We start from the raw sequence: 12,070 nt of genomic DNA, 5'->3' as shown, positions 1-12,070 counted from the left end.
CCAAGGAGCCGCGAAACGATGACAGTATGTCGACGCGTATTAATCATGGCAGGCGGCACCGGGGGCCATGTGATCCCCGCGCTTTCGTTGGCTAAAGCGCTGAAGGCGCAGAATGTAGAAGTTCAGTGGTTAGGCAGCCCGCGAGGGATTGAAAACCAACTGGTTCCCGAGGCAGGTATTACGTTGCATCAATTGCGCATTAGCGGGCTGCGTGGCAATGGCGTGAGCGGTTGGCTGAAAGCGCCGATTAATATTAGCCGCGCTGTGTGGCAGGCGCGCGCTATCGTGCGCCGTTTTCAGCCCGACGTGGTGGTGGGGCTTGGCGGTTTTGCCAGCGGCCCTGGCGGCATTGCGGCGTGGTTGGGGCGTGTCCCACTTGTCATTCACGAGCAAAACGCTATCGCTGGGCTGACTAACCGTGCCTTGTCGCGCTTGGCGAAGAAAACGTACGCTGCGTTTCCGCAGGCGTTTGGCGAGCGGGCCGAGGTTATTGGTAACCCCGTACGCGACGATATTGCCGCGCTGGGTGAGACGCCGCGCCAGGCGGATGAAATGTGCCAACGCCGTCTGCATTTATTGATAGTGGGTGGCTCGTTGGGCGCTGTCGCGCTCAATGAACGCTTACCGCCTGCGCTGGCGAAGATGGCGCCAGAACAGCGTCCAGAGATATGGCATCAGGCAGGTAAAAAACGTGAAGAAGCCACCCAAAGTGCTTATCGTGCGCAAGGTGTCGAGGCCAAGGTGAGTTCTTTTATCGATGACATGGCCGCGGCTTACGAATGGGCTGACCTTGTGGTTTGTCGCTCCGGCGCCCTTACCGTCGCGGAATTGGCGGCGGCGGCCAAGCCAGCACTTTTTGTGCCGTTCCCGTTTGCGGTGGATGACCATCAGCGAATTAATGCGCAAGCTTTGGTCGATACACAAGCCGCTGTTTGTATTGTGCAGTCTGACTTGACCGAGGCGCGGCTTACCCAAGCACTTAATGACTTACTGCGTCCTGACACGCTGGCCGAGATGGCAGCTAAGGCGCGTCAGGCCGCCTATCTCGATTCGACCGAACGGTTGATGCAAGGCTGTTTGATGCTTGCTCAGAAGGAGAGTGTGCGTGACTAAAACAACGCTCAAAGCCCCCCATAATCCCCGTCGCGTCAGTGGGCCTGGTATGCGCCGAATTCAACGGATTCATTTCGTGGGTATTGGTGGGGCCGGGATGTGCGGCATTGCTGAAGTATTGGCGAATCAAGGCTATCACGTTAGCGGTAGTGATCTTAAGGAATCACCGGTTGTCGAGCGGTTGCGCCAATGCGGTGTTGACGTCGCCATAAGCCATGCCCGTGAACACGTTGAAGGCGCCGATGTGGTCGTGGTCTCTAGCGCCATTGATGCGACTAACCCTGAAATCGATTGGGCTCACGAGCATCGCGTGCCCGTTGTTCGCCGGGCGGAAATGCTCGCTGAGCTGATGCGTTTTCGCCACGGTATTGCGGTCGCTGGCACTCACGGTAAGACCACGACCACGAGCATTACCGCAACATTGCTCGCCGAAGGTGGGCTTGATCCCACTTTTGTTATCGGCGGCAAACTGACCAGCGCAGGCACAAATGCCCGTCTTGGGGAAGGCGATTATCTCGTGGCGGAAGCGGATGAGTCTGACGCCTCGTTTTTACATCTGCAGCCCATGGTGTCAATTGTCACCAATGTCGACGCTGACCATATGGCGACCTATGGCGGCGACTTCGAGCGTTTAAAAAGCACGTTTATCGAATTTCTGCACAACTTGCCCTTTTATGGGCTCGCCGTGCTGTGTATCGATGACCCGCATGTGCGCAAGCTTTGCGATCAGGTGAAGCGGCAGTTTGTTACTTATGGATTTGAAGACGATGCCGACTACCGCATCGTCGAGTTTTCCCAACAAGGCGGTACGGTAGCGTTTACCGCGCTGCGTCCGGATGGTGCCGAGCCACTAAGCGTTCGCTTGGCGATGCCGGGGCGTCACAATGCGCTCAACGCAATGGCTGCTATTGTGGTGGCGACCGATGCCGGAGTGAGCGATGCTGCGATTCAACGTGGGCTTTCTAGTTTTGCCGGCGTAGGGCGGCGTTTTCAGGTTCATGGCGATTTTTCTGCCCCGCGTAAAGACGGCGAAATCATGCTGGTGGATGACTATGGTCACCATCCCCGCGAAGTTGACATGATTATTCAATCGGTGCGTGCGGGCTGGCCAGATCGACGCCTAGTCATGCTCTATCAACCCCATCGCTATACCCGCACACGTGATCTTTACGAGGATTTCGTTCGTGTGCTTTCTCAAGTTGATACGTTGGTGCTATTGGATGTCTACAGCGCCGGTGAGGCAGTGATCCCCGGTGCCGAAGGACGAACGCTTGCGGGCTCTATCCGCCAGCGTGGCGACGTTGACCCCCTCTTTGTGGAAGACAAAAAAGAGCTGCCAGGGTTATTAAAAAACGTGCTGCGCCCAGGGGATATTTTGATAACGCAAGGGGCAGGGGATGTGGGGGGAATCGCCTTGCGCCTTGCGCAGGCGAAACTTTCGTTTGATGAGGTGGTGTTGTGAGTGAACCGTTGTCTGCCCAAAAGTTACAGCACGAGAGCGTGGTCGTTGTGTATGGCGGCACTTCGTCAGAGCGTGAGGTTTCGCTAAAAAGCGGTGCCGCGGTATTAGCAGCACTGAAGCGCCAAGGCTTTAATGTGGTGGGTTACGACCCGCGTGAGCGTGGCTTGACCGGGTTGGAGCAGCTAGCGCCGGATAAAGTGTTCATTGCACTGCACGGGCGTGGCGGTGAAGACGGGGCGCTACAAGGCGCGCTCGAATTGCTGGATATTCCTTACACAGGAAGTGGTGTGATGGCGTCCGCGTTGGGCATGGATAAGCAACGCACAAAGCTAGTTTGGCAAGCACTGAACCTGCCAACGCCGGAAAGCATTATTCTAGATGAACGTTCAGATTGGGAGGGGGTGGCCGAGCGTTTGGGGCTTCCACTGATTGTAAAGCCGGTGCATGAAGGCTCGACGCTCGGGATCAATATTGTGCGTTCAAAAGAGGAGTTGGTGTCAGCTTATCGCGATGCTGCGCGCTTTGATGCTCAAGTCATGGCTGAGCGTTTTGTCGTCGGCGAAGAGTACACGGTGGCATTGCTCGAAGAGACGGCTCTGCCTGCCATTCGGGTCGAAGTCCCCGGCGGGTTTTACGACTACGAAGCGAAGTACCTTTCCAATACCACGCAATACCATCTTCCTTGTGGCTTGTCAGCGGCAGACGAAAAAGCGCTTTCAGTACTTTGCCAGCGTGCCTTTGCGGCGATTGGTGGCTCCGGCTGGGGGCGTGTGGATGTGATGCGCGATGGCGAAGGCAAGTTTTGGCTGCTGGAAGTTAATACTGTTCCAGGCATGACAGACCATAGCTTGGTACCTCAAGCGGCTGCATACGCAGGCATTAGTTTTGATCAGTTGGTCATGGATATCTTAATCACCGCAGAGCGACCCAATTCGCTTGCATTGGGCGGTCATGAAACGGCGTAACGCTTGGTTTGGTCTTCTGCTATTGGTACTGCTTATCGGTGCCGGTAGTCGAGCGCTGTGGCTGTGGCTAGATCGCCCGGTGGAGCGGGTTTCAATTCGTGGTGAGTGGGATTACGTCAGCGCCGAATACTTGCGTACCCAGTTAGCGCCACTGGTTCGCGATGCTACCTGGCTCTCGGTGGATTTAGGCGATTTAAGAGAGGGTGTGCTGGATATCGGATGGCTTTACGAAGCCCGTGTTTCGCGCGAGTGGCCTAATAGCTTAGTGTTTGAGCTGGTTGAGCAGGTGCCCGTCGCACGCTGGAACGATGATTTCTTGTTAAACCCCAATGGCGAGCCCTTTGCGTTTGCTCCGCTGCAGGCGCCTGCAGCGTTGCCTGACTTGGCCGGACCCGTTGGTAGTAGTGAAGAAGTGCTGGAGTATTATCAGACACTTGAGCGACGTTTTTCACGCTTGTCCTTGTCCTTGTCGTTGCATCAGCTTCGTCTGGAGCCACGCGGCGCTTGGCGGCTACAGGTGAATGGCGATACGTGGATTATGCTGGGTCGTCGCCAGCATGGTATTCGCTTAGCGCGGTTAGCGGCCTCTTGGCAGCGTGAATTGCACCGATTTACTGACGCTATTCGCTATATTGACCTGCGTTACCCTAATGGCGTGGCGGTTTCGTGGCACGGCGAAGAAACGTTTGAAGCGCTTGAAGAAGAGTAAAGCCAAATTAAACTGATTTATATTAGATCGTGAATGGCTTGCTTGAAGTGATGTGCAAAACGCTCTTTTTACCGTTATTTCTTGTGTCATTAGATATCACGTTGCCTCTATTCTCATGCAGCACAGTAAGTCAGCATATAAGTAAGTGGTTGCCAACGTGGAACCCGCCATATTAAGGCTTTAAAATATGTCGCTAGGGCAGTATTGTGGTGAAGATGATCGTGATATTCGCGTCAATGCGATACGATGCATTTGAGTACAGACAACATTTATCTCAATAGCGGACATTGTCACTTGGTTTTGGTAGCGCGTATTTACCGTATATTTAAACAATACGTGTAAATAGTATTTTTAACTTTTTTGTAACGTGTAGCGATAAGGAGATATCCCGACTCATGGCAGGTTCACCTAACGCATCCAATATGGTGGTCGGGTTGGACATTGGAACGTCCAAAGTAGTCGCTATTGTCGGACAGCCGACTGATGATGGCGGTATCGAGATTGCCGGTATTGGGGCGCACCCCTCTCGAGGGATGAAGCGTGGCGTGGTCATTAATATTGAATCCACGGTGCAGTCGATTCAGCGCGCCGTGGAAGAAGCGGAACTCATGGCTGGGTGCGATATTCACTCGGTTTATGTGGGTGTTGCGGGTAGCCACATTAGCTCGATGAATTCAGATGGCGTGGTTGCCATTAAAGAGCGTGAAGTCACGACATCCGATATTGATCGTGTGATTGATTCAGCGCGCGCGCGGGCAATTTCTGAAGGGCAACGCGTGTTACACGTATTGCCACAGGAGTTTGCGATTGACGCACAAGGCGGTATTCGTGAGCCGTTAGGTATGTCGGGGGTTCGCCTGGAGGCTCAGGTCCACTTAGTTACCGCGGCACTAAATGCTGTGCAGAATATTGAAAAGTGTGTACGCCGTTGTGGTCTTGAAGTCGACGCGATTATCCTTGAGCAGCTCGCTTCCAGCATGGCGGTGTTAACCGAAGATGAGCGCGAACTCGGTGTTTGTATGGTCGATATTGGTGGTGGTACGACCGATATGGCAATTTTTACCGAAGGCGCAATCCGACACACAGCAGTAATTCCTATCGCGGGCGACCAAGTAACAAACGATATCGCGATGGCGTTACGTACCCCTACACAGCATGCTGAAGAAATCAAAGTGAAGTACGCCTGCGCATTGACGCAACTTGCGGCAAGCGATGAAATGATAAAAGTACCCAGCGTAGGAGATCGTCCTGCGCGTGATTTATCTCGTCAAGCATTGGCTGAGGTGGTAGAACCACGTTACGAAGAACTTTTTACCCTGGTGCGCGATGAACTTCGCCGCAGCGGTTATGAAGATATGGTCGCAGCCGGCATTGTTTTGACTGGCGGCACTTCGCGGATGGAAGGTGTTAGCGAGCTGGCTGAAGAAATTTTCCACATGCCAGTGCGTATCGCTTGCCCGCAAAATGTAAAAGGGCTTTCCGATGTGGTTCGCAACCCAATTTATGCGACGGGAGTCGGGTTATTGCACTACGCTTTGCAAGAAGCACGTCACGGACACCAGCGTGAAGGTCAAAGTGTAAAAGGATCCGTTGGTGGTCGCCATGATGGAGCGCGACGCGAAATAAAAGGTGACAGCTCACCATTAGTGAAAATTAAGGGCTGGTTCAAAGGAAATTTCTGACAGGGCCGCGAGTGCGGTTCAGGAGACGGGGCTATGTTCGAACTGGTAGATAACGCACCCTCGAGCAGTGCGGTCATAAAAGTCGTTGGTGTCGGCGGCGGCGGGGGTAATGCCGTCAACCACATGGTGGAAAGCAATATTGAAGGCGTTGAATTTATTTGCGCTAACACCGACGCCCAGGCGCTCAAACGCGTGTCTGCGAAAACGGTCCTGCAGCTAGGCAGTGAAATCACCAAGGGGCTTGGTGCGGGGGCTAACCCGGATGTAGGTCGTCAAGCCGCAATGGAAGACCGGGACCGCATCGCAGAGCTCTTAGATGGCGCCGATATGGTGTTCATTACTGCTGGTATGGGCGGGGGAACTGGCACCGGGGGTGCGCCTGTCGTGGCGCAAGTGGCGAAAGAGCTCGGTATTTTGACGGTTGCCGTGGTAACGCGCCCCTTCCCGTTTGAGGGTCCCAAGCGTATGCGGGCGGCGGAAGAGGGGATGAAAGAGCTCTCCGAGCACGTTGACTCGCTCATTACGATCCCTAATGAAAAACTTTTATCCGTACTAGGTAAGAACGCCACGTTACTTACCGCCTTTAGCGCCGCCAATGATGTCCTTTTGGGCGCGGTACAGGGTATTGCAGAGCTCATCACTAGCCCTGGTATTATCAACGTCGATTTTGCCGATGTGCGCACGGTAATGTCTGAAATGGGCATGGCCATGATGGGTACTGGGGGGGCAACCGGTGAAAATCGCGCCCGCGAAGCGGCAGAAAAAGCCATTCGTAGCCCCTTACTGGAAGACATTGATCTTCACGGTGCTCGCGGTATCTTGGTCAACATCACCGCCGGGCCGGACCTGTCCATTGGTGAATTCAATGATGTGGGGGCAACAGTTCAAGAGTTCGCGTCACAAGAAGCCACGATTGTGGTGGGCACCTCTATCGATATGGAGATGTCAGACGAGTTACGCGTGACTGTTGTAGCTGCCGGGTTAGAGGGCAATCAAACAAAAGCTGCTCCGGCGCGTGAGCCCGCACGTCGTACCCAGGCTGATGCGTCTTCGGACTATCGCAAGCTGCAACAGCCCACGGTAATGCGTCAGCAGCAGGCGGCCGCCGCCCGTGCAGAAGCTCCTGAGCAACAGGCTAAATCTCGCCCAGAAAAACGTCGCACGACAGATGCCGACGACTATTTGGATATCCCTGCGTTTTTGCGTCGTCAGGCAGATTAATCGACGCTATCGGACATTGAAATGCGGCAAGCGTGTTTTTGATTGGTTAAAAATACGTTTGCTGCTAAGATGAACACTGTTCGATAACCCATTTTATAGCGGCACTTGCCGTTAGCCTTTTTTATTGTCACCAGAGTACGACCACTGCCCATGATCAAACAGCGCACCCTGCAAAATGTTATTCGAGCCACTGGAGTCGGGCTTCATTCAGGCAAGCGGGTGGATATGGCGTTGCGTCCCGCACCGATTAATACCGGTATCGTGTTCGTAAGAACCGATTTAGAGTCAGTGGTTGAGGTGCCTGCCCAGGCAGGATTGGTTGAAGATACGACGTTATGCACAGCGCTTTCCTACCGTGGTGTTAAGGTGGCGACAGTAGAGCACTTGATGTCGGCATTGGCAGGACTGGGTATCGATAATGCTTATGTTGATTTGAGTGCTGCTGAAGTGCCCATTATGGACGGTAGCGCTAGCCCGTTTGTGTTTTTGATTCAGTCGGCGGGCATCTTAGAACAGTCGTGTGCGAAGAAGTTTATCCGTATCAAACAGCGTATCGCCGTTCAAGATGGGGATAAAGAAGCGGTTTTTTTGCCGCATCAGGGATTTAAAGTTACGTTCTCGATTGATTTTGATCACCCGGTGTTTGCGCAGCAAAATCAGACAACTCGAATCGACTTTTCCACTACCTCCTTTGTAAAAGAGGTCTCACGCGCGCGCACTTTTGGTTTTATGCGTGATATTGAGTTTTTGCGCTCCAATAACTTGGCGCTAGGCGGCAGTTTAGATAACGCAATTGTGGTCGATGATTACCGCATCGTGAACGAGGGCGGTTTACGCTATGACGACGAGTTCGTCAAACATAAAGTCTTGGATGCTATCGGCGACCTTTATCAGCTTGGTTACAGTCTGATTGGTGAGTTCCGCGGCGTGAAATCAGGGCACGCGCTCAATAATCAGCTGTGTCGTGAATTGATTGCACGTCCTGATGCTTACGAGATTGTTACGTTTGAAGAGGAGGCGGCCATTGCCCCGATCTCCTACTCAGCGCCAGCAATGGCATAGGTTTGATTATTGATAAACGTTCAACGTGTTAATTGCGTTTATTACTATGTAAAAAGCACCGCAAAGGCGGTGCTTTTACGTATCTGGCGTTTGGTCTGCGTGCGAAGCAAGCTTGGCGAGTGCCCGTTTAAGAGCAGGGTTGTCGGTGTCGTTGGCACAAGCATTGAGTGCTTGTGCCGCGCTTGATGAAAGGACTCTTGAGTTGCGCGGTGGCGGTGTTACCGGTCTTACCGGGCGAACTTTAAAGGCAAGTCCTGTCACGCCTTCAAAACCAGGAAGCTGGTGCAGTAAGCCTAATAGGCGTGTTTGCTCAAAGCGCAGCCACGTTACCCAACTGGCCTGACTGCTGATAACGGTTAGCTTTCCTTGGTGAAAGCCGCCAACAAAAACGTGCTCTCGCATCTCTTCGGGTAAATGCGCTCGTAAATGCCTCTGTGCTTGATCAATCAAACGCGACTGACGCATCAATAGCCCAAGCTCGCCACGCTGATTGAGCAGTTGGGCGATGGGCTGTGCGCGGGAACGCTTAACCTTTATACTCATGCGCTTAACTCCTCGCGTCCTATTGCTGGGCAGAGAGAGTGATGGTTTCACTATTATCAGCCACACGCTCAGGAGCATCTTACTGCATGCCTGCCACCTTAAACGCTACGTTAAGTTCGTCTCGGTCGCCACGCCGGTACGCCACGGCGCGGTGGTGGTTAGCGGGGCTTTTGGTCAGTTGTTTGTTGCCGGTAAGTTTACACCCGGCGGAAGCGTTGCGAAATGGTGAGCGCAGCGTGTGCACCTATCTTTGGGTGCCGGCAGTATTGCGTGCGCGGTCACGGAGAGTCGCGCTTAAGCGCCAGTGGCGGCATTATTTTGACGCCCATTTTTCCGTGCTGCGTTGGGCACAGCCTACCTCAGTCATTGTGCATGTACGTACTGTGGTTGTGGTCTTTGTTGCTGCACTAGATGTGCAAACACGGCGTGGTCCGCCACAGGCAGCAGCGTAACGCGTTAATGTCATTTGCCTGCTATCTGCAAGGTGCAAACCACACTGTCTAGTTAACTGGATGTTTCATGATCAATAATTTATTGCGCAAGGTGGTCGGTTCCAAAAACGACCGCGACGTTAAACGGATGCTTAAAAGCGTCGAGCAAATCAATGCACTTGAGGGTGAATTTGAAGCCCTAAGCGATGCTGAATTACAAAATAAAACGCGAGAACTACGCGATAGGCTTAACAATGATGAGCCACTCGACAGTTTGCTGCCTACGGCTTTTGCGGTAGTTCGTGAGGCGAGCAAGCGTGTCATGGGAATGCGCCATTTCGATGTGCAGATGGTTGGCGGGATGACGCTGAACCATGGCCGTATTGCGGAGATGAAAACCGGCGAGGGCAAAACGCTGGTGGCAACGCTTGCCGTTTATCTTAATGCCTTACCGGCAAAGGGCGTTCACGTGGTGACCGTTAACGATTATCTCGCCCGCCGTGATGCCGATTGGATGCGGCCTCTTTATGAATTTTTAGGTTTATCGGTTGGCGTCATTTTTAGTGGCCAAACTGGCTCAGAAAAACGTCATGCGTACCATTGCGATATTACGTACGGGACTAATAATGAGTTTGGCTTTGACTACCTGCGCGACAACATGGCGTTTTCTCTCGACGATAAAGTACAGCGCGGATTGCACTACGCTATTGTCGATGAAGTTGACTCGATTCTGATCGATGAGGCCCGCACACCGCTAGTTATCTCGGGTGCGGTGGACGAAAATACCGACCTTTACGGCGTTGTTAATCAGCTTGCTCAGCACTTAGAGAAAGGCGAAGAGATTGAAGGTGATGAGCCGACAGTCGTCGGAGATTTTCTACTTGATGAAAAGCATAAGCAGGTCGAGCTAACTGAGCAAGGTCATAATAAAGTCGAGGACTTGATGCGGGCAGAAGGGCTGCTCGGTGAAGATGATTCGTTGTATGCCGCCCAAAATCTCAACTTGCTTCAACATATGCACTCGGCCCTTCGTGCCCGACATCTTTACCTTAAAGACGTTGATTACATAATTAGCGACGATCAAGTCGTTATCGTCGATGAGCATACCGGTCGTAGCATGCCTGGACGGCGCTGGTCGGAGGGTTTACATCAGGCCGTTGAGGCGAAAGAGGGGGTCACCGTTCAGCGTGAAAGCCAGACGTTGGCTTCAACCACTTTCCAGAACTACTTCCGTCTTTACGAAAAGTTAGCGGGCATGACCGGTACTGCCGATACCGAAGCATTTGAATTCCGTCAAATTTACGGTCTCGATGTGGTGGTGATCCCAACCAACCGCCCGCTAGTGCGTAAAGACTTAAACGATCTTGTCTTTTTAAGCGCTGAAGAGAAATATGAGGCGATTATTAAAGACGTAAGAACGGAAACCGAAGCCGGTCGTCCGGTTCTGGTTGGTACGGCTTCCATCGAAACGTCAGAATATCTGGCGAAATTGATGCGTGAGGCGAAGGTTGCATTTAATGTCCTTAACGCCAAACAACACCAAAGTGAAGCTGAAATTATCGCTCAGGCCGGTCGCCCTGGTGCTGTCACGATTGCCACCAACATGGCCGGTCGTGGTACCGATATTGTGTTGGGAGGGAATTGGGAAGCCGAAGTCGCAAAGCTGGAAAACCCCACGCAGGCGCAAATCGATACGTTGAAAGCCGAATGGCAAAAACGTCACGATGCGGTATTGGCAGCGGGCGGCTTGCACGTGGTGGGTTCTGAGCGCCACGAATCGCGTCGGATTGATAACCAGCTTCGTGGACGCGCGGGCCGCCAGGGGGACCCTGGCTCTACGCGTTTCTTCCTATCGTTGGAAGATAGCTTGATGCGCCTGTTTGGTTCAGACCGCGTTAAGCGTTTGATGCAGGCATTAGGACTGGAGCACGGTGAAGCGATTGAGCACAAGATGGTCTCTAATGCCGTGGAGCGCGCTCAGAAAAAGGTTGAAGGCCGCAACTTTGATATGCGCAAGCAGCTGCTTGAGTACGATGACGTGGCCAATGACCAGCGTCGTGTTATTTATGAGCAGCGTAATGAAATTCTCGCGTCCGATGATGTGTCAGACGCAGTGGTTGGCATCCGCGAAGAAGTAATGGAAGACGCGATTAGCGATTTTGTGCTACCGCAGAGCTTGGCAGAACAATGGGACCTTGCTGGGCTTGAAGCGCATTTAAAAACAGAGTTTAACCTAGATGCGCCGGTAGTGGAGTGGGCCAAAGAGGATGAGCGCTTTAGCGAAGAGAAACTGCGTGAGCGTCTGCAAGCCATGCACCGCGATGCCTATGCAGCCAAGGTAGAAGCCGCCGGTGAGGCATTGATGCGTCGTTTTGAAAAACAGGTCATGCTGCAGGTGTTGGATACCCGCTGGAAAGAGCACCTTCAATCAATGGACCACCTGCGTCGAGGTATTCACCTGCGGGGCTATGCGCAGAAAAACCCCAAGCAAGAATACAAGCGTGAGTCGTTCGAACTGTTTCAGTACCTGCTGACTAACATCAAAGCCGATGTGACCCGTATTCTAAGCCACGTCCAAGTGCGTCAGCCGGAAGAAGTTGAAGCACTTGAAGCGAAGCGTCGTGAAGCACTTGAGCGTGAGCAGGCAACCGCTGACAGCCGTCATGACGAACCTGCTGCGGATAATGCCAGCGACGCGGACGCCGAGCCGCTCCCCGGTGCCGATGGCCGTCCAGTACGGCGAGAAGGTCCCAAGGTCGGGCGTAATGATCCTTGTCCCTGCGGATCAGGCAAAAAGTATAAACAGTGCTGCGGTAAGCTTAACTGAGCCTAAACGTAGCTAACCCATTTTTGGCCATCCTCAACGGTGAAGGAAGAATGAC

The 12,070-nt window shown here is 53.1% G+C and carries 10 protein-coding genes; 9 read left to right on the top strand and 1 reads right to left on the bottom strand.

From position 1 onward, the window contains the following. Positions 1–18 precede the first annotated feature (18 nt). The 7 genes from murG (at position 19) to lpxC (ending at position 8,214) form a co-directional block, all read left to right on the top strand. Positions 19–1,113, top strand: coding sequence for an undecaprenyldiphospho-muramoylpentapeptide beta-N-acetylglucosaminyltransferase (gene murG / locus QC823_RS03540; RefSeq protein ID WP_309654978.1), 1,095 nt, complete (start codon positions 19–21; stop codon positions 1,111–1,113). A gap of 49 nt (positions 1,114–1,162) precedes the next feature. Then, positions 1,163–2,575: a UDP-N-acetylmuramate--L-alanine ligase gene (gene murC / locus QC823_RS03535; protein WP_309655112.1), complete on the top strand. Its 1,413-nt coding sequence runs from the start codon at positions 1,163–1,165 to the stop codon at positions 2,573–2,575. Continuing rightward, positions 2,572–3,540: a D-alanine--D-alanine ligase gene (locus QC823_RS03530; RefSeq protein ID WP_309654977.1), complete on the top strand. Its 969-nt coding sequence runs from the start codon at positions 2,572–2,574 to the stop codon at positions 3,538–3,540. Before murC ends, QC823_RS03530 begins: the two co-directional genes overlap by 4 nt. After that, on the top strand, positions 3,527–4,249 hold the full coding sequence (locus tag QC823_RS03525; protein ID WP_309654976.1) for a cell division protein FtsQ/DivIB: 723 nt from the start codon (positions 3,527–3,529) through the stop codon (positions 4,247–4,249). Before QC823_RS03530 ends, QC823_RS03525 begins: the two co-directional genes overlap by 14 nt. Before the next feature lie 395 nt (positions 4,250–4,644). Continuing rightward, positions 4,645–5,931 (top strand): cell division protein FtsA, encoded by a 1,287-nt coding sequence (gene ftsA / locus QC823_RS03520; RefSeq protein ID WP_309654975.1) that lies wholly within the window; start codon positions 4,645–4,647, stop codon positions 5,929–5,931. 33 nt (positions 5,932–5,964) lie between these two features. Continuing rightward, positions 5,965–7,152: a cell division protein FtsZ gene (gene ftsZ / locus QC823_RS03515; protein WP_309654974.1), complete on the top strand. Its 1,188-nt coding sequence runs from the start codon at positions 5,965–5,967 to the stop codon at positions 7,150–7,152. A gap of 150 nt (positions 7,153–7,302) precedes the next feature. After that, positions 7,303–8,214, top strand: coding sequence for a UDP-3-O-acyl-N-acetylglucosamine deacetylase (lpxC, locus tag QC823_RS03510; protein ID WP_309654973.1), 912 nt, complete (start codon positions 7,303–7,305; stop codon positions 8,212–8,214). A 75-nt stretch (positions 8,215–8,289) separates the two neighbouring features. Here the strand turns inward: lpxC and QC823_RS03505 are convergent, their stop codons facing one another. After that, positions 8,290–8,757, bottom strand: a complete 468-nt coding sequence (locus QC823_RS03505) for a DUF721 domain-containing protein (RefSeq protein ID WP_309654972.1) — start codon at positions 8,755–8,757, stop codon at positions 8,290–8,292. Between the two features lie 86 nt (positions 8,758–8,843). Between QC823_RS03505 and QC823_RS03500 the strand changes: the two genes are divergently transcribed. Then, entirely contained in the window at positions 8,844–9,209 is a 366-nt protein-coding gene (locus QC823_RS03500; protein WP_309654971.1) for a hypothetical protein, read from the top strand. 67 nt (positions 9,210–9,276) lie between these two features. Next, positions 9,277–12,015 carry a preprotein translocase subunit SecA gene (secA, locus tag QC823_RS03495; protein WP_309654970.1) on the top strand — a complete coding sequence of 913 codons (2,739 nt, stop codon included), beginning with the start codon at positions 9,277–9,279 and terminating at the stop codon, positions 12,013–12,015. The last annotated feature ends 55 nt before the right edge of the window (positions 12,016–12,070 follow it).

The sequence above is a fragment of the Vreelandella vilamensis genome (assembly GCF_031451755.1).
GTDB classification, from domain to species: Bacteria; Pseudomonadota; Gammaproteobacteria; order Pseudomonadales; family Halomonadaceae; genus Vreelandella; species Vreelandella vilamensis.
Note: the sequence above shows the minus strand (reverse complement) of the source record. Positions and strands in the feature narration are given on the sequence as shown.

Coding starts and splice junctions, on each gene's coding strand:
- murG (WP_309654978.1), top strand. CDS start 19: ATGACAGTATGTCGACGCGTATTAATCATGGCAGGCGGCACCGGGGGC.
- murC (WP_309655112.1), top strand. CDS start 1,163: ATGCGCCGAATTCAACGGATTCATTTCGTGGGTATTGGTGGGGCCGGG.
- QC823_RS03525 (WP_309654976.1), top strand. CDS start 3,527: ATGAAACGGCGTAACGCTTGGTTTGGTCTTCTGCTATTGGTACTGCTT.
- ftsA (WP_309654975.1), top strand. CDS start 4,645: ATGGCAGGTTCACCTAACGCATCCAATATGGTGGTCGGGTTGGACATT.
- ftsZ (WP_309654974.1), top strand. CDS start 5,965: ATGTTCGAACTGGTAGATAACGCACCCTCGAGCAGTGCGGTCATAAAA.
- lpxC (WP_309654973.1), top strand. CDS start 7,303: ATGATCAAACAGCGCACCCTGCAAAATGTTATTCGAGCCACTGGAGTC.
- QC823_RS03505 (WP_309654972.1), bottom strand. CDS start 8,757: ATGAGTATAAAGGTTAAGCGTTCCCGCGCACAGCCCATCGCCCAACTG.
- QC823_RS03500 (WP_309654971.1), top strand. CDS start 8,844: ATGCCTGCCACCTTAAACGCTACGTTAAGTTCGTCTCGGTCGCCACGC.
- secA (WP_309654970.1), top strand. CDS start 9,277: ATGATCAATAATTTATTGCGCAAGGTGGTCGGTTCCAAAAACGACCGC.